This is a genomic window from Bifidobacterium vespertilionis (assembly GCF_008698145.1).
Classification (GTDB): Bacteria; Actinomycetota; Actinomycetes; order Actinomycetales; family Bifidobacteriaceae; genus Bifidobacterium; species Bifidobacterium vespertilionis.
On the sequence record NZ_RZNZ01000005.1, the window covers coordinates 162756 to 184201 of the forward strand.

Here is a 21446-nt window from a genome sequence, read left to right on the forward strand (position 1 = left end):
GCACTGTCCAAGGATCATTCGCTCCGCTCAGGATGACGAATTGGTCGGTTTCGGACACCGCAGGGCGGAGTCGAATATATAGAACTCAAGCATTCGCGGTTTTGTGACGTTGGCTGGCTCGAATGCGATCGGCGAGCCAGGTGTTCACCACAGCGTTGCGGCTTATCGCCAATTCGCCGCCTCTCGGTCCAGCTCAGTGACCATCCAAGCGGGCATAGTTAAGGTGATGCGTTTTTCCAGCGGCGGATGATGTTCAACAACAGGATGTTCAAGATCGACGTAGTCGAGAATGTACTCGCCTTCGTCGAAAAGCTCATCCAGCTGGTCACCGGTGATGGTTTTCGGATCCGGCTTATTCATGCTGGTCATGGCCGCTCCTTCTACTGGCTCTGCAGGACGACGTCAGCGCTGCTAATCGAATAGCGTCCCGGACTGATTGTCCTGCTGTTCTGGATCGTCCGATTCGTTTGACTGGTCGGTGGTTTGCCCTTCTGCGGTATCTGTGGATTCGATGATGTGTTGTAGCCGCTCCACGGAGGGGATATCTTCGCTAAGGATCCTTCGTTGCCTTTCGACTTCCTGCTGGAGTGTTGTGAAGCGCGATACTTTATCTAAGCCGTGCTGGATAAGCACGCTGCTTAGCGCCTCGATGTTTTGCAGGATGATGAGATCCCGTACTGTGGCATAGTCGCGCATGTTGCCTTTCCAGCCTTCATGCTCTTTCCTCCACGCTGCAGCTGTCTGCCCGAATACAGCAAGGTTGATCACGTCGGCCTCGGAGGCGTATTCGATCTGTTCTCGCCACTTCGGAAGGGACCGCTGTTGCAGGGTGCTTTTGATGGCATCGGTGTGCATACGATAGTTGGTTTTGACCAGTTCCCTGCGCGCTTGCCACTCAATGCCGATTCGTTGGGCTTCTGCAGATTTGAGCCGCTGATAGTCCTTGATGACGAATAGGTGGAATTCCGGACTGATCCATGAGGCGAAGGCGAAGGCAATGTCTTTATGGGCGTAGGTTCCGCCAGACCGCCCTCGTTCCGCGCGAATGCCGATGGCTTGGGTTCTTTCGACCCACTCTTTGCTGGAAAGGCTGAAGACGTTGCGTCCAGATTTGGCCAGTAGCTGAGCTGCTGCTGTTTCGTCGAATCGAGGATTTGCCATGCGCTCCCAAGCTGTAAGAAAGGCGATAGTATCAGAGAGGCGGAGCCATCTGCGAATGACTTCGCCCGGCCTGTCTCCACTGTGCCGAGCAAGGTCTGTGAGTGAGATGAAGTCCTCTCCGTTGATCGCCCGTATGGTGATGTCAACATCTTTCGCGTGAATTCGAGCAGTGTGATCCACCGTTTTCCCCTTCTGCCACAACGGTTTTCTGTCTCTGCCCCGTAAAAGTAGTCGAATTCGACCATTTTTACGATTCGGAAAACCCTGTATACTAGATATTTTACCCGAAAGAAGCTGCTTGGCGTGCTCCGTCATCCTGAACGCGCCGTAGTGGCCCTTTCTGTCATCCTGAGCGGAGCCTGAAAGGCGGAGTCGAAGGATCCTTAACCTTCCCCCTTCCGTCTGCGCCTCATCCAGCCCCGCCGCCATGCGGCTGTACGCGGCGTGCTCGCGCAGGTACTGCCGGAGGAACGGGATGGCGAAATCCCTCTGCCGTATCCGTATCCGCAGTCCTGGATCACCTGCGTCATGGTGGGCGGGTGCATTTTGTCGACGGGGGATAGGCCGTCCAACTCGGAATCGTGGACGGTGGCGCCGATCCGGTTGAGCGCGTTCCGGACGAGGTCCCCAAAGTCTAAAACATTCTAAAACAATCTAAAAAGTCTAAAGCTTGGCATGACTGTCAGATCCGATTATTGTCAGTTTTGGCAGAAATTGGTAGAATGATGTTGATTTAAGGAGGCGCCATGACTGCCGTACTTGAACAGCCCTTGGCCAAGGGCACCACGGTTGCGCGTGGCGATCGTGCGCTTGTAAGTTCGGATGGAGATGTGATCGAGCTGAGCGTCGAAGCGTACGAAGCCGCCCTGAACGCGGCTTTGGGCGTGATGGGTCGTCGACGCATGATCACGACTGGCGATGCGGCGAAGCTGCTGAACTGCTCGGCGCGTACGGTGGCCCGAATATTGGATTCTGGGCGCTTGCCCTTTACTCGCAATGGCTCCACGGGCCGGCGCATGGTGGATGTGGCGGACGTGATGGACTATCAGAAGCAGGAGCGCGAACGGATGCGGCAGTCCCTGGCGTCGATGCGCAAAGCGGCAACGGAGATGGGCCTGTACGATGCGGATGACGCAGACGATGCAAATTCTTCCCTATCCTGAACTGCTCATCAACGTCATCCTGAGCCGGCGCATAGTCCCTTTCGTCATCCTGAGCGGAGCGCGTAGCGCGCAGTCGAAGGATCCTTAACCTCTCGCACTAGTTGGACCCGCAACTCAGTGCGCAATGTCCAAGGATCCTTCGCTTCGCTCAGGATGACGAATTGGTCGGTTTCTGCCATCCTGAGCGCGCCGCAGTGGCCTCCCTCCGTCATCCTGAGCGAAGTGGCCTCCCTCCGTCATCCTGAGCGGAGCGCGCAGTGCGGTCCACTCCGTCATCCTGAGCGGAGCGCGTAGCGCGAAGTCGAAGGATCCTTAACCTCCCACCCAAAGTCCCCAATCACCCCACCCCATCTCACGAGCCGGACATTCCCATGAGACTCCTGAAACCCGTTCGACATCCCTCCAGAACTGAAGAAGCCCGGTCGAGGAAATACCTCGACCGGGCTTCTTCAGCACCGATGTCCCGATTTGTGAAAAAGAGTATGTGGCTGCCGCCATCCATGCTCACAGCACACAATACCCTAACTTGAGTACAAAGGAAACCTAGGAGAGTCGTGTCATGAGTCGCGCGATAGCCTTTTTCTATGGTCGGCTATCACCCGTAACCTCCCCGAAACACCCTTAATCGCCCCCGTATCGGCGTGTCGTACAACGTAGTCGACTACGCCCAAGGGAAACGAAACGGCGGAGTGCCGCCGAAAATCAGGAATCGCCCGAATGCTGGAATGACGCCCGTTTCCTAGTCAGAAGGCCGAAAAGCTAACGCCGAAACCTGAGAGCCAGCTTGATGGAAGCCGTAAAGGCGTGTCGGAAAAACGTGTGTAAGTTGACAAACCTCCATGGGTAGGGGTAGAAAAGTGCGTAGTCGGGATGGGGAGAGTCCCCATATAGACCCGATGTCCCTAGAAGAAAGGTTCCTGACATGACAGGAAACAACAAGTTCTGGCGCGCGTCGCTGGCCGGTCTCGCATCGGTCGCCATGCTCGCCACCATGGGCGTCACGGCGGCCAACGCCGATACCGTGAACGCGAGCAACCCCGTCGACGAGAACGATAAGTTCAGCGTCGGCGTGTACACCACGGACGCCCCGTACAAGCTCGCGACCGACGCCACCGGCAAGCGCGCCCTGTACGGCAACGACGTCGATCCCCTCCTCGTCGATCCCGCCCACAGTGGCAAGTACGAGTACGGCGACACGTTCACCACGGATGACCTGCGCATCGCCAACCCGTACACCTCCAAGGCGGACGGCAAGCTGCTGACCGGCTACTCCTACGATCTGGCCGGCAAGAACGCCGCCTCCAACGAGGGCGTCGCCGTCAAGGGCGACACCAAGCTGTACGCCCAGTACACCAAGGCCTTCACCGTCACGTTCGACACGAACAAGAACGGCAAGGCCGACGCGGGCGACGAGCAGATCGAGGTGGCCGCCGGCCAGCCGATCACTGCCGCCGACTACTTCGGCAAGAGCTACGGCTCCGTGTGGGATTCCTCCCTGGTCAACTACCGCGGCGTGACCGAGCCGGCCCTGTCCGACCCGAACTTCGTGTTCGTCGGCTGGACCCTGTCCGACAACAAGGACAGCGAGGACCTGTACACCAACCAGGCCATCAACGGCGACACCACGCTGTACCCGAAGTTCGAGAAGTTCACGGACGCCGGCACCGCGCCGGGCACCGCCGCGAACCAGAACGTCGCCCAGGTCGAGCTGCGCAACGCGCAGGACGGTCTGTTCGACACGAAGTACACGCTGGCCGATCAGCCGTTCCCGGCGTTCCGCGCGGACCCGGACAAGAAGGGCTCCGAGTGGCAGGCCGGCACTGACACCACCCCGTCCGGCAAGGCGTACGACTTCACCCAGCCGGTGGAGAACGCGATCCGCGACTACGGCGCGAACGACCTCAACCTGTGGGGCGTGACCACCGCGTCCGACAAGGCCTGGACCATCGTCTACCACTTCAACGGCACGGAGAACAGCGCCAAGAATCACGCCAATGTCAACCCGACCAACGACAACGAGAAGGGCTTCACCTCCTCCGATGTCAAGAAGGTCACGACCGCCGACGGCAAGGCCGCTCAGCCGGGCGATCCGGCCGTCAAGGGCGCCCAGTTCACCGGTTGGTACCAGTCGAACAACAACACTCCGTTCGACTTCTCCAAGACCGTGGCCTCCCAGGCTGACGCCCAGGCTGGTTCCCGTACGGTTGACCTGTACGCCGGCTGGGATACCGAGAACATCGTCCCGGTCGCCTACTACTACAACTACCAGACCAACGCCGGCACCACCTCCTTCTGGAACCTCTCCTCGACCGATCTGTACGACGGCAAGGGCCAGAAGGTCGTCGACTCCCACTCCGGCAAGGCTCTGAACTACCAGACCAAGGGCACCGCGATCCAGCAGCCGACCGGTGTGGAGGACTACTTCCAGACCGCGGAGAACCGTGACCACGGCAAATACACCTCTCGCAAGGTCACTTCCTGGAACGGCGTGCTCTCCAACGCGGTGATCTCCTCCGTGACCGCCTCCGTGTCCGTGTACGCCAACTGGGCCGGCGAAAACTCCATCTTCCTGAATGCGAACGGCGGCAACTGGGGCGACGTGAACCACACCCAGTGGGTCTCCAAGACCGACAGCCAGAAGTGGTCCGACGTCGTCAAGACCCCGACCCGCGACGGCTACACCTTCCTCTACTGGGAGAAGGCCGAGGCTCCGCTCAAGGGCGCCTACGCCAACCTGGTCGACGGCTACTACTACACCTTCGACCCGTCCAGCAAGACCGGCCTGAAGAAGACCAAGAACGTGATCTCCGACGGCGACACCCTGCGCGCGATCTGGGCCCCGACCGACAACCAGAAGGTCTACGCCCTGCACGACCGCTTCGGTCTGGTTGGCCTCAACATCCAGGACGACATCAAGACCCTGGTCGACGCCGGCTACACCGAGGCCTCCGCCACCGAGTACGCCAACACCTGGTACTCGCTGCAGCCCGAGTTCATCGCTCTGAACGCCCTTGACGGTCAGGCGAAGATCGATGCGGCCAACGCTCTTGCCAAGAAGTACGAGGATGCCCAGGCCAAGCTGACCAAGTCCGATGTGACTGTCAAGCCGACCCCGGCTCAGAAGATCCCGGTGTATCGTCTGTACAACAAGTACATCACGACGGGCACGAACCACCTGTTCACCACGGACAAGGGCGAGTACGATTCCCTGGTGGCCAAGGGCTGGCTGGGCGAGGGCGAGGTCTTCCAGGCCACGTCCGACAAGAACGCGACGCCGGTGTACCGCCTGTACAACAAGTACGACGGCTCGCACCACTACACCAAGGACGCCGCGGAGCGCGACAACCTGGTGAAGCTGGGCTGGACGTACGAGTTCGTGGGCTTCTACGCGCCGGCTGACGGCGACGCGACGCTGTACCGCCTGTACAACCAGTACAACGGCGAGCACCTGTTCACGACCGACAAGGCCGAGAACGACAAGCTGGTCTCCCTGGGCTGGACGGCCGAGGAGTCGGGCCTGAAGGTGTACTCCGCCGCCAAGTGAGCCACGATGCCCCCCCCTCAGGGGGTGTGACTGACTGAACGCAGCAAGGGGTCCCGCCTCCCATGATCGGGAGGCGGGGCCCCTTTTTTCGCGTTTGCTTGGAACCGTTAGGCGGTCAGCCTACCGGGTTTCAGCGGGTGGAGAAGATGACCGCGGGGTTGTCCTTGACCCAGCCGAGCTTGACGTTCATGTCAATCTCCTTCTGGTCCGTGGAGTACAGGTGGGTGCCCACCGTCGCGTACGGGTTGAACAGACGGGTCACGTCCACGTTGCCGCCCTGCGGGGCGTAGAACGCGGGCTGGCCGTCGAAGTCCTCGAGCCAGCCGGCCTTGACGAGGTTCGCGACCTCAGCGGTGTCGGTGGTCAGCAGGTGCTCGTCCGTGTACGGGTTGTACACGCGGTACACCGCGGTGGACAGGCCGTACTTGTCGGCGGACAGGACCTTGAACTGCTCGGACTCGCCCTTCCAGCCGATCTTCTGCAGGTCGGAGTACTCCTTGGTGTCCGTGGTGTACAGGTGGTCACCGGTGTACGGGTTGTACAGACGATAGACCGGGGTGCTGGTCGTCTCCTGCAGGAGCGCCTTGGCGGCGTCCAGCTTGGCGGACAGCTCGGAGACCTGCTCGTCGGTCGGGGTCTTGCCGTACTGCGCCTTGAGGGCGTTGTACTCCTTCATCGCGGCGGCGTATGCGGCGTAGCTGTCGGCGGTGAAGTCGGCGGACTCGGCCGGGAAGTTGCCGTCCTCGTCCTGGGACGGGACCTGCTGCTCGGAGTTGTCCAGATCAGCCGCGTTGATCTTGCCCCAAGCCGCGTAAAGGGTGTTCGGGATGGTGACCCAAGTGGACTCGGTGTGAGTACCATCGGCGTTGGTCGTGGTCTTCACGTTCAGGTACTGAAGCTCACCACCGGAAGTGATCTGCAGCTTCGCGTTGGCCGGGACCTCAATGGCAGTCTTGTCAGCGTAGTAATCAGTGATGTACTTGTTGTACTTCTTGAGCCACTTAGCGTTGGAGGTCGCGGTCGTGTCCTTGTCACTATTACGCTGGCTGACCCAGCCAACTTCCTTAGTAACGGAGTGCTTGCCGGGCAGGTAAGCCTTCACAAAGTAGTAGTAGTTGCCATCAGCGTGGTCCAACTCGTAGCCAAACGGATTGCCATTTGCATACGCGCTACCGTTAGAGCCTGCAGCATAGTACCAGCCGAGGAACTCGTAGCCGGCGCGGGTCGGGGTCGGAGCGGTGAAGGTCTGACCGGCAGCGTAGGACTGGCCGTCGTACTTACCGGCGTAGTTGTAGTCGAACTTCACGTTGGCCTTGTTGGTGTTCCACTGCGCGTACAGGGTGGTGTCCTTGCTGATCTTCAGAGAGGACAGAGCAACGGTCGTCTGGTTCACACCCGGAGTGGTGGACCAGCCCGCGAAGGTGTAGTCATTGTTGCGAGTCGGAGCGGTCGGGCCCTTCGGGGCCTCGCCCTTGGCCACGTACTCGGTGGACACGACCACGTCTTTACCGGAAACCTCGGTCACAAAGGTGACCTTGAAGGTCTCAGCGGCAGCGGCGGCGTACAAGTTCAGGCCGGCGGTGAAGGCCTCACTGGCAGTGAAGCCGTCCTTGACCTCAACAAGCTTGCCCGTGATCGGATCCACGTAGGCCCACTTGCTGATGTTGAAGTATCCGGAAACGACCGGGGAGGTCGGCACCGTGGCGCCGTACGGGACGTCAACGGCGTCCGCAATCTCACGCGGGTTGCTGGTGTTCTCGTAGTAGCGAACCGTCACGGCGTTGGCAGAAGTGGGAACGACGGGGGCCAAGGTAATGGCCTTATCGTACACGCCCTGCAGCTTGCCGGTAAAGTCCTTGGTCAGCTCGTTCAGAGTCAGGGACTCGGAATCGTTCTTCCAAGTGGTGACGACCTTCTGGTCGCCAGCCTTGTCGGCGGGCAGCTCCCAAGAAGCGATCTTCTTGTCGGTCTTGGCAACCGTCAGCTGGTAGCCGCTACCGGTGAACGAAGCGAAAGCAGCCTTGCTGGCGCCGGAGTACACGGTCTTGCTGTTATCGAACACGCCAGAGGGATCCGTGAAATCGAGTGTGATGGCCTGATCCGGCTCCGCCCAGTGGGCGTACAGGTCGATGTCCTTGGTGACCGTAGCGGAGTTGAAGTCGAACTTCTCGGCACCGGCATCCGGGCTGGTGTACCAGCCGGTGAACTTCCAAGCCAAATCGTTGCCATTCGGGTTGAATACATTCCAGCCAGCGGCGGAATCGTACAGGCCCTCGAGCTTGCTGTCGGCCGCGTTACCGTCGGCGACATCAAGGGTGTAGCCGTCGAGGGTAACGGCGTCACCGCTCTGAGCCTTGCCGTCAGAGGTCACGGAAGCCTGAGCGCTCACGCTGGCAGCGGACACACCGGCCGGAGAATTCGCGTGCAGGGTGACGGTGTAATCGTAATCGCCGACCTTTGCCGCGTCATCGGCGTTGGCGGTGCTTGCCGCCACGCCCATGGTGGCGAGCATGGCGACCGATGCGAGACCGGCCAGCGACGCGCGCCAGAACTTGTTGTTTCCTGTCATGTCAGGAACCTTTCTTCTAGGGACTGGAGACCAAGGGATAAACACGGCAGACGGAAGAGAAGGAAGAGGGACAATATGGCCGAGCCGGTACAAGGCGCCAGGATATGCGAAGGGGCCGGCGATCCGACGCCGGCCCCTCCTGTTCAGCAAGCGGGTCAACAGCAGGGACCCGGCCCACGCGCGACCCAACGGGCCAAGGCTTCAAGCGACCGCCCGGAGAACGCCCGGAGTCGGAACGGTCGCCCGCCGTCCCCGCTCTCTTGTGTTTCCCCATTCCACGGGCATGCCCGCCGCCATGGTCTTCTATCCCCGGGGGACGAGTCCGCGCGACGTCTTTTGCCGTTCGGGCGGAAAGCGCGAGGCACTCACGCAGCAGGGTCGTCCGACAGGCGCGCGGCGAACGCCCCGAGGATGGCCGCGAGGTTGGACAGCGTGGCGCGCAGCTTCGGGTTGGCCGCATAATAGTCGTCCACGTGCAGCCCGGCCCGCCGCGCGGTCCCCAAAGCGGCTCGCGACATCACATCCCGCTCCTGCGGGGTGCCGCCGAGCTCCAGCGCGACCATGAGCATGGCGGCCATGTCCTGCACGGCGCTCACGTTCAAGGCCCTCTTCATGCTCGTGGTCAGGCCCAGCCCGAGCAGCGACGGGAACAGGGAGCGCAGGGTCCTGCCTTTGGCCGCGGGATCGGTCTTGCCGTACACGTCGTCGAGCAGGCAGTTGCCGTGCGCAGCGGCGTTGCGGATGCGCCCCGCGGCGAACAGCAGCCTCTCGGTGCGCATGCGGGCGCCGAGCCGGTCGAGGCAGAACGCGTGGAAGTTCCTCAGATCCCCGAAGGTGAGCACCTCCATGAAGCTCCAGTAGGCCGGGTCCTCGAGGTACTTGCCCAGCATGCGGCCCACGTACCTGTCCCTCGGGGCCGCGGGATCCGGCCCGATATGGCGCGCCTTGAGCTCCTCCACCAGCCTGGGATGCCGGTTGTACGGGCTGGAGAGGAAATCCGAGACCACGCCGTACCCGTCCTCGCCCCCGGCCTCGCACAGGCGCCGGTTGAGATCGACCTTGAGACGGCGTTCCAGCACGGGGAACACGCGCAGCACGAACGAGCGCAGCGCCTCGTCCAGCCCGTCGAGGTCCATCAGGTACGCGAAGTCGAGATGCAGGTAGCGGCCCGCCGCGTCGCGCTGGAAATCGTTCTCGTAGGCCTTGACCCGGAAGAAGTACGCGTCGTCGCGCAGATACCGCCCCGCCTCGGCCTCGGTGACGAGCCCGAAGCGCACCCCGCGCCCGCGCAGGTGGGACACCTGCCCGCGGATGGTGAGTTTCGGGCGGCGGAACGAGGCTGCCGTGTTCCCGTCCGGCGATCCGTCGATTTCCGCCATGAGCCCCCCCTGATGGAAAAAACGGGGCCGACCTTGCGGTCGGCCCCTGTAAACGGTATCCCGTTTTGTACGTCATATTCGACTATACCACCCGGCCGGGATCCGCCGTCTTTTCCTCGCAGCGGAATGACCGGCGGGGCGTTTTCATGGCCGATGCGACGTCTCGTGTCTCCTGTCCCTAGAAGAAAGGTTCCTGACATGACAGGAAACAACAAGTTCTGGCGCGCGTCGCTGGCCGGTCTCGCATCGGTCGCCATGCTCGCCACCATGGGCGTAGCGGCTAGCACCGCCAACGCCGCCGGCGCGGATCGCGCCGATTTCACGGATAACGGCGCGTTCGCTGTGAAGGTCGCCGCTTCTGATACTCCGTATGACCTGCACTCCGCCAGCTCGACCGCTTCCGGACTGCACTATGGCCAGCTGGTGTACGCGTCCGATGTGACGTACGACAAGTACGCCGCGGCCGGCGATGGCAAGGTCCTGACCGGCTACTCCTACGATCGTGCCGGCGAGAAGCCCGTCACGTTCCCGTTCGTCATCACCGGCGACACTAAGCTGTACGCGCAGTATGCCGACGCGGTCAAGGTCACATTTGTGGATGCAAAGGACACCCTGAGCACTGCCGACGATGTCACTCTCGATAGTTTCGACGTGGCCAAGGGCGATGCGCTGACTCAGAGCGAGTACTGGGGTCATTTTGCTACGGAGCCGTCCTACGCCGGCAAGGATTTCGTGGGTTGGACCAAGACCAATGCTCCTACCGCTGATGATTTGTACACGACCGAAAAGCTGGAGTCCAACACCACTCTCTACACTCGTTATGATGCGGGTCAGAATCTGGCGACGGTGAAGTTCGAGAAGGCTGGCAACAGCTTCAACGTTACCCGCTACACTCTGGCTGATGCCGCCTTCCCGGAGTTCCGTGCTCCGAAGTCCGTTGAGCAGGAGAACTTCAAGGAGTTCCAGGTCGACGGCAAGAAGTACGACTTCACCCAGAAGGTCGCCAACAGCAACGACGACCCGTTCGAGGCCGATCTGACGATTACCGCGGCTGCTTACTCCGCGGACGAGAGCGTCGACGTTCACTATTTCTGGGTGACCGATGAGACGTCGAAGCTCGGCACCATCACCGCCACCAAGGCTGACTACACGACTTCCGCTGACGAGAAGGTCGCTCAGCCCTCTGATCCGGCTGTCGCCAAGGCCTACTTCACCGGCTGGTACACGGATGCTTCCTTGAAGACTCCGTTCGATTTCTCGAAGGCCATCAAGGACCAGCCTGGTTACGTTGCCGGCAAGCATGAGATCACCCTGTACGCCGGCTGGGATACCACGAACATCGCACGCCGCGTGTACAACCTGAACTACGACCTGTGGTCGAACGCTCAGCAGATCCAGTATGTCGATGCCCGTGGCCAGATTGCTCTTCTTAACGATCTGGAAAACTACACTCAGGCCCAGGACGGTAGCGTCAACGCCGTTAAGCTTGCCGGGTGGAAGATCAACGGCACCAGCGACACCATTCAGCAGGTGCCGGATGAGCAGGCCGGTAACACTGTGGTTCTCGATGCAGTCTGGAAGCAGGCTGTCGCGGTCAAGCTGAACGCTGACGGCGGCTACTTCTCCAACAACAGCCACTACAAGTATGTGCTGGCCACCGTTGGTGACGTGTTCGCTGACGCTGAGGGCTATGAGGTGCCCACCAAGGATGGTTTCACGTTCAAGTACTGGACCATCGTGGATAACGCTCACCCCACCGACAAGACCAAGGATTCCTACTTCAACAAGGAAGACAAGGTCACCGAACAGTACAACACTTATGAGCTTCGTGCCAACTATGAGGCGACCGGTGTCCTGTCCGTGGAGTCCCTGCACAACATTCCGTCCGTCATCTTCTTCAACAAGGTTGCCGCGTACGACCAGTACAAGGTGAACGGCTACACTCAGGATTCTTGGAAGACCTACGTCGATACCTGGTATGACCTGCAGGACGAGTGGTTCAACTACCTGTCCGCCAACTCGCATCAGGATCAGATTAACAAGGGCAACGCTCTTGCCAAGAAGTACGCCGACGCTCAGGCGAAGCTCGTCAAGTCCGATGTTCCGGTGAAGCCGGCTCCGGCGACCAAGGTTCCGGTGTACCGTCTGTACAACAAGTACATTACGACGGGCACGAACCACCTGTTCACCACGGACAAGGGCGAGTACGATTCCCTGGTGGCCAAGGGCTGGCTGGGCGAGGGCGAGGTCTTCCAGGCCACGTCCGACAAGAACGCGACGCCGGTGTACCGCCTGTACAACAAGTACGACGGCTCGCACCACTACACCAAGGACGCCGCGGAGCGCGACAACCTGGTGAAGCTGGGCTGGACGTACGAGTTCGTGGGCTTCTACGCGCCGGCTGACGGCGACGCGACGCTGTACCGCCTGTACAACCAGTACAACGGCGAGCACCTGTTCACGACCGACAAGGCCGAGAACGACAAGCTGGTCTCCCTGGGCTGGACGGCCGAGGAGTCGGGCCTGAAGGTGTACTCCGCCGCGAAGTGAGCCACGAGCCCCCTTCAGGGGGGTGTGGTGATCTGACCTGAATGATTGGGGGAGGGCGCCCCGCGATAACTTGACTTGAGTTGTTGCCGGGCGTTCTTCCCCTTTCCCGTATCCGGGTGCGGGCCGTGGACGGCTTGTCCCGGGCCGGGGGCCCCGTTTGGGGGTTCCCGGTGGGGGTCCCGTTGCGGATCCCCGTGGGGGATGGGGTTGTCCCGTTCCCCCGTGCGGGTGGCGGTTCCGGCCGCCCGTGTGTTCAAGTGTTGTTTCGTCATCACGGTAGGAAGGGTTTGATGATGGGATTGAATCTTAGGAAGCTGGCCGCGGTGGTGTCCGCGGCGGCGATGCTGGCGGTCGCCGGCCCGGTGGCCGTCACCACGGCGAACGCGGCCGACGCGCCCGCGGCGGTCCAGACCGCGGCGCAGCACGTGACGGTCCAGTTCAACTACGGCAAGGGCAGGATCGTGCCGGTCACGCTCGACAAGGGCACCGCGTTCTCCCAGTTCGCGGCCAAGGCCGGGACGCCGGCCGCCCCGGAGGGCAACGTGTTCGGCTATTGGGCCGACGCGAGCAAGCTCGACGACAAGCCGGTCGCCGACGCGACCCCGGTCAACGACACGGACTTCGAGGTGTACCCGGTGTTCGTGAAGGCCGCGACCGTGACGTTCAACGGCCTGGACGCGGCCGCCGGCTACACGCGCGAGGTCACGCTCAAGTCCGGTTCCAGGTTCTCCCAGTTCGTGGACGAGCTGAGGAAGACCACGAGCCTGCCGGCCGCGCCGGAGGGCTTCGAATTGGTGTTCTCCACGGACCAGGACGGCAAGCAGCCGGTCGCCGGGGACAAGGTCGTCACGGACGGCCTTAACGTGTTCGCCGCGCTTGTCGCCAAGCCCGTCGAGAAGGTCAAGGTTGACTTCTACAAGCAGTCCGCCGACCCGACGCCGTGGAAGAGCCTCGAGGTCGCCAAGGGGACCACGCTGGGCGAGGCCGCCAAGCAGGCCGGCACGCCGACCCGCGAGGGCAAGGTGTTCGTCGGCTGGGAGGGCGCCGGCACGGGCGTGCTCGACCCGAGCACCCCGTTGAACGATGTCACGAGGAAGATCGTGCTGACCGCGGTGTGGAAGGACGCCCCGGTCGAGCAGGTTACGGTCACGTTCCACGGCAAGGATGGCCAGCCGGGCTGGCCGGCGGCGGTGACTTTGGCCAAGGGCAGCAAGTTCTACGAGTTCCAGAACAAGTTCGACAAGACCGTGCCCACGGTCGACGGCTTCGACTTCGTCGGCTGGAGCAAGGACATCCACAACGTCGACGCCGACCACCTGATCGACTCGCTGTACGAGGTCACCGAAAGCATCGACGCGTTCCCGGTGTACGTGGCGGCCGAGCAGCCCGCCCCGGCGAAGGTGAACGTCACGTTCAAGGACGCGAACGGCAACGAGATCGACCACAAGGAGGGCGACAAGGGCGTCCTGTTCGCCGACCTGTCCGCGGGCGTGGACTCGAAGCTGAAGGTCCCCGAGGGCAAGGCGTTCGCTGGCTGGGCTCAGGAGGGCACCGTGGCCCTGGTCGAGGGCAACCTCGCGGTCAACGAGGACATGACCGTCGTGGCGACCTACCGGACCGTGTCCGAGCCGGTGACTCCCCCGTCGTGGAACTGGCAGTGGAACTGGGGCAAGTGGTTCCAGTTCTGGCACGACTGGTTCAACGGGTTCCACCAGTGGGCCAACGGCTGGTGGCGGTGAACCACCGCTGAGCCGGTGAGCCGGTAGAAGGGGACGGCGGGCGATCCCCTTGGGGCTGCTCCCATGGGCGCGTCCCGCCCGTCCCCGTCTCCTCCACGGTTTTCGTCTGACGGCCCGGTCCCCGCTGCGTGCGGGGCCGGGCCGTTGCCATACCCCCTGATATTCATTCCCCGCGCCGCGTCCCCGCCCCCGGCGTGGCCGTCATTCCGGCGGGGCGCCCTTCCCCGTTGTCCGGTCTTGTTGTCGCCTCCCCGCCGCCCGTTCCCGGCACCGCCGACGTGGGACGGTAACGCGGTTGCCCCCGTCTTCCTCCCGTTTCGCATTCCCCGTTGAAAGGATTCCCGTCATGATCAGTCGTCGTCCGGCCGCGCGCTGCGCGGCCCTCCTGCTCGCCATGGGCCTTGGCTTGGCGGGCGCCACGCCCGCGTCCGCCGACACCCCGGCGGACAACACCCCCAGCCCCGTCGCCGCCGCATCCTGCCAGGCGGCGCTCGCGTTCACCCCCGCCGAGCAGGAGGCCCTGTCGGGCCTCGCGCTGGGCGTTTTGGACGAGTCGGACCCGTCCAAACAGCCCGTGACCATCACGGGGTGGAACGTGGAGAAGACCGGGTACGTGCTCGCCAAGCCGGCTTTGGTCGTGCCCCTCCTGCCGGAGTCGGCGTCCGCCACGCTCATGCTGTCCGTCACGTGGACCGACAAGACCGGCGGCAAGCTGGATCCGGACGCGGACGGGCCCATCTGGCTCGCCAACACGGTCAAAACCGCGGTCACCGTGACCGGCCGGGCGTCGAAGGCGACCCGGGTGTACACGGTCGCCAGGGACGCAAGCCTCCTGCCCGCCGGGCCCGGGCCCGCCGCGTGCCGCATCCCGGTGTACCGCCTGTTCAACCCGTACATGACCCAAGGGACGACCCACCTGTTCACCACGGACAAAACCGAGTACGGCGAGCTCGCCGCCAAGGGGTGGCGGGGCGAGGACGTCGTGTTTTACGCCCTGCCCGCCGGGGCCGCCGATTCGATCCCCGTGTACCGTCTGTACAACCGGTGGGATGGCTCGCACCACTTCACCACCGACCCGGGCGAGCGGGACGATCTGGTGAAGATCGGCTGGACGCTCGAGCCGTCCACGTGGGCGGCGCCCAGGGATGGCGACACCCGCGTGTACCGTTTGTACAACCCGTACACGGGCGAGCATTTGTTCACCACGGACCGGGCGGAGTCCGACCGGCTCGCCGCCCTGGGCTGGACGGCGGAGGAATCCGGGTTCAGCGTATATTCCCGTGCCTGATGGTGGCCCGCGGCGGCACTCCGGCGGCACTGCCGTGGCCTGCGCCCGGGTTCTAGATAGAAGCGCAACACCCGCTCTATGGTTGGAAGTGTTCAAGTTCAACCCAGGAAGGTGCTGCGCCCATGAAGAAAGTGTATTCCCACCTGTCGGCCGAGGAACGCGTTCGGATCGACGAGCTGCGCAACAGGGACGGCCTCGGGGTCAACGAGATCGCCCGCAGGATCGGCCGCGACAAGTCCACCATCAGCCGCGAGCTGAGACGCGGCCTGTGGTTCGCGTCCAACGAGAACGACTCCTACCGTCCGTACCGGCCGAAACGACTGAAGACCGGCGCATGGACCGCACGCCCGTTCTACTCGGCCATGACCGCGCAGCGCAAGGCCGAGACACGCGCCCGCAGGTCGCGCAAGCCCCTGCGCATGGCGTACGACCCGCTGCTGTCGTGGGTGATGGACGCGCTGCGCAAGGGATGGACGCCGGAGCGGATCGAGGGACGGCTCAAGGTCCAGTTCCCGGACGACCCGCGCATGCGGGTAAGCCACGAGTGCCTCTACCGGTGGATCTACGCCAAACCGCAGCAGACGCTGGATCTCAGGCAGTACCTGCCGCGCGGCAAGCGGCGCCGCACGCGCGCCAAGGGCCGCGGATCGAAGGGGCCGAGGATCCCCATGCGCGTGCCGATCGCCGACCGGCCCAAACGCGTCGACTCGCGGCATGAGTTCGGCCATTTCGAGTCCGACACCGTCATCGGCACGGCCCCCTCGAAACGGTGCATCGACACGCAGGTCGAACGCAAGAGCCGCAAGCTGTTCGCCCGGTTCATCCCCGACAAGAGCGCGCTGGCGACCGCGCGCGCCGAATACGACATCTACAGCCGCATCCCCGCGCCCGCGCGCATCGACCGCACCTGGGACAACGGCACGGAATCCTCCTGCCACCTGCTCGTGGACGAGGCGCTCGGCATGCCCGCCTACTATGCGGACCCGTACTCCTCGTACCAGCGCGGCACGAACGAGAACCGCAACGGCAGGATCCGCCGCTACCTGCCCAAGAGGACCAGCTTCGACGACATGTCGGACGAGGACCTGCAGGCCATCGTCCAGGAGATCAACGACACCCCGTTGAAGGTCCTCGGGTGGGAAACGCCCAACGAGGTTTGGTACCGCGAGCTCGGCAAGGTAATGTCAAAGACAAGCCACCCAAAGACGAGTGTTGCACTTACAAATTGAATCCGGCGCGTCTCGTGTCGCCCGTTGGCCGCTATAGACTAGACTCATGCTGATCAGATTTGCCGTTTCGAATTTCCGGTCCATCCGTGACGAACTCGAATTGAGCATGGTCGCGGCCGACGCCGAGGAACGCGAATCGGTGTTCGAATCGCGCCGGCAGGATGCCCTGGGATTGTCGCTGCTGACGCAGGCGGCGGTATACGGGCCCAATGCATCGGGCAAGACCAGCGTGGCGCTTTCCCTGTTGTGGCTGAAGTCCGCCGTCGTTTCCTCCCTGCTGGACTGGAGCGATTCCATTCCGACGAACCCGTTTCGCACATGCATGGACCAGCCGAGCTCGTTCACCCTGGACGTGTTCGCCGACGGGGCCCGGTATGAGTATGCGCTCGACATCGACAGGGACCGGGTCCTTTACGAGGCCGCGTTCGTGTACGAGGGCAGCGAACGCGTCGAGCTGTTCGAGCGGGACGGCGATGCGATCGACCTTGCCCCGAGAATCGTCAAGTCGTCCGCGATCCGGGAGCTGCTGACGGACCGCACGTTGGTCCTGTCGGTCGCCCGCAGGTACCGGGAGGCCGCGCTGCTGCCCCTGATCGATTCGATCTGCCGGACCGAGTTCCTGGGAGTCGACAGGTTCCGCCACGACAGCCGGTCGTGGGGGTCCTCGCATTCCACGCTTTCCCTGTTCGGTGGCGATTCTCTTCGGCTGCTGGGGCTCGCGGGGCCGGACGGGGACCAGGCCCGCATGCGCGAGCGGGCCGTTTCCCTGCTGCGCCTTGCGGATCTGGGCATTCGCGACGTCCGTGTCGAGGCGTCAAAGGCCGCGATGCCGGACGGCGGCGAGGCATACTCGCTTCCCAAATTGAAAATGCTGCACACCATCGCGGGAACTGAGGTTCCCTTCGATCTCGCCGACGAGTCCGATGGCACTCTATCGTGGTTTGAGATGATAGGGCCGGTACTGCACGCCCTGGAGCAGGGTTCGACGATCGTGGTGGACGAATTGGACCGCAGCCTGCATCCGACGCTGTCCGCGACGCTGCTGGACTTGTTCCATGACGTGGATTCCAACCCGCGTGGGGCGCAGCTGGTCTTTACCTCTCACGACACCAGTCTGATGTCCCATCTGCGCAGCGATGAGATCTGGCTGACCGAGAAACGCGACGGGGCCACGGTCATGCAGTCCCTGGCGTCGTATCGGGGCGATCGGGTCCGCAGGTCGGAGCGCCTCGGGTCGGGGTATCTGGCCGGCAGGTTCGGCGCGATTCCCGACACGTCGTTGGAACGATTCCTGAGGGGCGGGAAGGTGGCGGCCTAGCATGTCGCGTCGGAAAAGGGAACCCAGACCCCTGCGTCGTCCCGCGCCCGACAGGGAGGAACGCAGGGTGATCCGCATCTTCACCGAGGGCGAGGTGACGGAGGTCGAATACGTCGATCTGCTCAGGCATTCGGCTGACGTGTCCGGGAAGTTTGTTCTCATGGTCTCCGGCAGGCATGGGCAGCCTTGGCCGCTGGTCCAGGCCGCGATCAAGGACAAGGAACGGAACGAGGAGGTGGACGAGTACTGGTGCTGGTTTGATGTGGAATGGCCGCGGAACAATCCGGGCCAGCACCATCCCCGTCTCGCGGATGCCATGCGCAGCGCGCGGGACAACGGCATCAAGGTGGCCGTGTCCAATCCGCTGTTCGAACTGTGGCTGATCCTGCACGCCAAGGACCAGACCGGTTCCCTCAACAATGAGGACGCGGAGAGGATCCGCCATGGAATCGACCACAGTGACGGCAAGGAACTGGGCGACGGGTTCGACTACGGGGCGCATTATGCGGACGCGGTCCGCCGGGCAAGGAAACTGTCCGACAGGCATGCCGATAACGGGACGGATTCCCCGAATGACAACCCGTCCTCGGGAATGTATGCGTTCCTGGAGGAGCTCGGCATAAAGTAAGGACTGTGCCTCGCTTTGCATCATGTGCATGCATATACGGGGGCGGTCCGCGTCGTTCGTGGCGCGGGCCGCCTTAAGCGTGTTATTGCCGGTTGGCGTATCCGTTGAATCCGGATTCCTCGACGTTCCGGCTGAGGCCAGCGAGCCTGTCCGCCTCCTGCCTGTCGGTGGTGAACAGATGCCCACCGTTCCACAGGTTGTAAAGGCGGCGCACGGGCTTCGCCCCGTCCGCCAAGGACGCAGCGGTCTGGAACTGGATGCCTCCGATTCGCCCGTCATTGACGGCCTTGTTGCGCTCGGCCCCGTCCGTGGTGAACAGGCGGTTCGTGCGGGTGGTCATGCATGCCATGCCGTTCAACCTCGCGGTCGTCCTCGGGGCGTTCGCCGCGCGGCTGGCGGACGATCCTGCTGAGTGACTGCTCCGGGCCTTCCGTCCGAACGGCAAAAGACGCCGCGCGGGACCGGTTCCTCCGGGGCAGGTGACCATGGCGGCAGCCATGCCGTGGAACGGGGAAACTACGAGAGAACGGGAAACCGCGGGACGCCCGGAAAGGCGGCGCGGACGGGGGGCGGCTGGCGGCCGTTCCGACTTCGGGCGGTCGCTTGAAGCCCTGGTCCGTTGGGCCGCGCGTGGGCCGGGCCCGTGCTGTTGGCCCGCTTGCCGGACGGGAGGGGCCGGCGTCGGCTCGCCGACCCCCTTCGCATGTCGGTGCATCCGGGCGGTCCTCGTGCCGGCGCGGCTATATTGTCCCGTTTCCTTCTTTCCCTCTGTCGTGTTTTTCGTCGCGTTGCCGTGCCTCCTGTCCCTGGAAGAACGAGTCCCGCATGCGTCCTTCTTCTAGGGACAGGAGACCACAAGCACGACGGGGACGGGGACGGGATATGAAAGCAGGGGAAAGTGAGAATGTCCTCTGGGATCCCGTCCCGAAGAACGAGCCTGCGCGGCACCGTTGCACAGAGGCCGGAAACCAACGAGAAGAACGAACGCCCGTCCATCCCAGGCAAAGCCGACAGACGCGTCCACGGCAGGCAGGGATGCCCCCACGCGGGCATCGGAGCGCAGACGACCGCTTCGGCATGACATTGGTACACGGTCTATCCGTTCGGATAAATCCCGCCGTTCAATCGGATAGACCGTACGCGCTCATGCCAATCGCCGAAAGGAATTCCTGCCCACGAACTCGCTGCGGATGACGTTCCGGCACGCAGGCCTGCCAGCAGGTTCTGGACCTTGCCGACCTTCCGCTTCGGGGCCAGACGGGGCCGAAGCTTCGAATGGTCGCGAAAGAGCCCCGAATCCGGCCGCGGCACCCCGCCCATCGGCCCTCACAGCCGCACGTCGCCCCCGTCGCGGTAGTAGAACGGCAGGTACCGGGCCATCCTGCGCGAGCCGGCGGTGGCGGGGTCCTGGAAGATGAGCCCGCGCTCCACGGTCGAGGCGATCAGCTGGGAGACCAGCGCGGACTTGCCCTTCGCCAGGCCGAAGCGCACGCGCAGCGACGCGTTGGTCAGGAACCCGCCCTTGGCGGCCTGCAGGCAGCAGTGCAGGTACGCGGCGTTGACCCGCTCCTTCGCGCCCATGTCGTCGAACCGCCCCTTCCTCAGGGTGACGGTGGTGCTGCGCGTCTTGACGACGAACTCCGGCGCGTCAATCCGCCGCCCCTCGATGTTCTCCAGGGCGCGGTCGATGCCGCTGCCGCGCTTCTCGCACATGCGCATCATCCGCAGCGCCTCCGCCAGGCTCTCGTTGCGCTCGTACACCTCGTCCACGAACCTGCTGACCGGGATCTCGGGCACGCCCGGGTTGGTCACGGCGATGGCGTGGTCGCCGACCGTCACGTCGATGCCCCCGTGCTCGCGGAAGTCCTGGTGGACGCACGCGTTCGCGACGATCTCCCGTATCGCCACCTCGGGGAAGTCCCGCAGCTCCCTGCGCAGCCCGTCCTCGAACGTCTCACGGACCGGAACCAGCGCGTTGATCTGCTCGACCGCGTCGAAGAACGCCAGCGCGTACCCCCTGTCGTACACCCGGTCGAACGACATGTCCGTGACAGACCGGCCGCGCAGGCGCATCACGCGGATCGCGCGGTGCTCCACGTCGGGGAAGTCCCGCAGCGAGCGGGCCAGCACGATCGCGCCGAGCCTGCGGATGTAGAACAGCGTCGGGTCGAAGGCCGCCCGCTCCACGAAGTGCAGCCGCAGCAGATCCCGGATCTGGCTGTCCTCGTTCGGCAGGCGCGCCCCGGTGAGCTCGTAGTAGCGCTCCACCGCCAGCAGGGAGACCACCTCGCCCCAGGGGCGGGCGCCCGGCTCGTTCTCGTCCAGGAAGCTCGGGGCCGCCTCGTTGAGCAGCTCGCGCAGCCGCTCGGGGCTCATGAACTCCAGGGACTCGCCGTTGCGCATCCAGTACTGCCCCTCGAACGAGGTCGGATGGCCGACGATGGAACGCGGCACGTGCAGGATCAGCACGCGCCGGCCGTCCGCGTCGACCGTCTCGAACGTGCAGCGGATGCCGAGGCGGTTGTAGATGTCACGCTCGGTCCTGGCGGTGTCGGGGAACGCCTGCGTGCCGACGATCCGCCTGTCGTCGCTGACCCCGAACACCATTTCGCCGCCGCCCTCGCAACTCAGGGCGCAGCAGTATCGCATGAGCTTGTCGGAATCGAACTGCCGCGCCGCGGTCTTGAACTCCAGCCGGCGCGACTCGCTGCCGGACAGGAACTGGAGCAGCCCGTCAATGCCGGAAACAGTCATGCGAGCCCACCGCCTTAAATAAAAAAACCTTGGAAAACCAACGTTTCCCCAACGGGGAAGCAAGAACCAGCCTACCAGCTTAAATAAAAAAACCGGCGTTTCCCGTGGCCGCCTGCCCCTAGAA

At 63.3% G+C, this 21446-nt stretch carries 14 protein-coding genes; 8 read left to right on the forward strand and 6 right to left on the reverse strand.

Annotated features, from left to right (window positions below; genetic code table 11):
• Nucleotides 1-162: 162 nt before the first annotated feature.
• Both EMO90_RS05140 and EMO90_RS05145 read right to left on the reverse strand, forming a co-directional pair.
• Nucleotides 163-369, reverse strand: coding sequence for an antitoxin (locus EMO90_RS05140; protein WP_223849851.1), 207 nt, complete (start codon nt 367-369; stop codon nt 163-165).
• Between the two features lie 42 nt (nt 370-411).
• Nucleotides 412-1476, reverse strand: coding sequence for a KilA-N domain-containing protein (locus EMO90_RS05145; protein ID WP_190972109.1), 1065 nt, complete (start codon nt 1474-1476; stop codon nt 412-414).
• Nucleotides 1477-1907: 431 nt separating this feature from the next.
• On the opposite strand from EMO90_RS05145, the gene EMO90_RS05150 reads away from it, so the two are divergent.
• Both EMO90_RS05150 and EMO90_RS12115 read left to right on the forward strand, forming a co-directional pair.
• Entirely contained in the window at nt 1908-2324 is a 417-nt protein-coding gene (locus EMO90_RS05150; protein WP_150354958.1) for a helix-turn-helix domain-containing protein, read from the forward strand.
• Between the two features lie 922 nt (nt 2325-3246).
• Nucleotides 3247-5868: an InlB B-repeat-containing protein gene (locus EMO90_RS12115; RefSeq protein ID WP_190972108.1), complete on the forward strand. Its 2622-nt coding sequence runs from the start codon at nt 3247-3249 to the stop codon at nt 5866-5868.
• A 130-nt stretch (nt 5869-5998) separates the two neighbouring features.
• Here the strand turns inward: EMO90_RS12115 and EMO90_RS05160 are convergent, their stop codons facing one another.
• Nucleotides 5999-8437, reverse strand: coding sequence for an InlB B-repeat-containing protein (locus EMO90_RS05160; protein WP_150354957.1), 2439 nt, complete (start codon nt 8435-8437; stop codon nt 5999-6001).
• A 365-nt stretch (nt 8438-8802) separates the two neighbouring features.
• Nucleotides 8803-9816 carry an Abi family protein gene (locus EMO90_RS05165; protein ID WP_150354956.1) on the reverse strand — a complete coding sequence of 338 codons (1014 nt, stop codon included), beginning with the start codon at nt 9814-9816 and terminating at the stop codon, nt 8803-8805.
• A 198-nt stretch (nt 9817-10014) separates the two neighbouring features.
• Here EMO90_RS05165 and EMO90_RS12385 point away from each other — a divergent pair, with 198 nt between their 5' ends.
• The 6 genes from EMO90_RS12385 (at nt 10015) to EMO90_RS05195 (ending at nt 18568) form a co-directional block, all read left to right on the forward strand.
• The gene (locus EMO90_RS12385) at nt 10015-12366 is read left to right on the forward strand and encodes an InlB B-repeat-containing protein (protein WP_223849859.1); all 2352 of its coding nucleotides are present in this window, start codon (nt 10015-10017) and stop codon (nt 12364-12366) included.
• Nucleotides 12367-12656: 290 nt separating this feature from the next.
• Entirely contained in the window at nt 12657-14105 is a 1449-nt protein-coding gene (locus EMO90_RS05175; protein ID WP_150355041.1) for an InlB B-repeat-containing protein, read from the forward strand.
• Between the two features lie 346 nt (nt 14106-14451).
• Nucleotides 14452-15393, forward strand: coding sequence for a hypothetical protein (locus EMO90_RS05180; RefSeq protein WP_150355042.1), 942 nt, complete (start codon nt 14452-14454; stop codon nt 15391-15393).
• Nucleotides 15394-15515: 122 nt separating this feature from the next.
• The gene (locus tag EMO90_RS05185) at nt 15516-16622 is read left to right on the forward strand and encodes an IS30 family transposase (RefSeq protein ID WP_150394988.1); all 1107 of its coding nucleotides are present in this window, start codon (nt 15516-15518) and stop codon (nt 16620-16622) included.
• Nucleotides 16623-16668: 46 nt separating this feature from the next.
• Nucleotides 16669-17940: an AAA family ATPase gene (locus EMO90_RS05190; RefSeq protein WP_150355106.1), complete on the forward strand. Its 1272-nt coding sequence runs from the start codon at nt 16669-16671 to the stop codon at nt 17938-17940.
• Nucleotide 17941: 1 nt separating this feature from the next.
• Entirely contained in the window at nt 17942-18568 is a 627-nt protein-coding gene (locus tag EMO90_RS05195) for an RloB family protein (RefSeq protein WP_150355105.1), read from the forward strand.
• An 82-nt stretch (nt 18569-18650) separates the two neighbouring features.
• Here the strand turns inward: EMO90_RS05195 and EMO90_RS05200 are convergent, their stop codons facing one another.
• Nucleotides 18651-18908: a hypothetical protein gene (locus tag EMO90_RS05200; protein WP_150355104.1), complete on the reverse strand. Its 258-nt coding sequence runs from the start codon at nt 18906-18908 to the stop codon at nt 18651-18653.
• Nucleotides 18909-19894: 986 nt separating this feature from the next.
• Nucleotides 19895-21322, reverse strand: coding sequence for an RNA-binding domain-containing protein (locus EMO90_RS05205; protein ID WP_150355103.1), 1428 nt, complete (start codon nt 21320-21322; stop codon nt 19895-19897).
• Between the last annotated feature and the right edge of the window lie 124 nt (nt 21323-21446).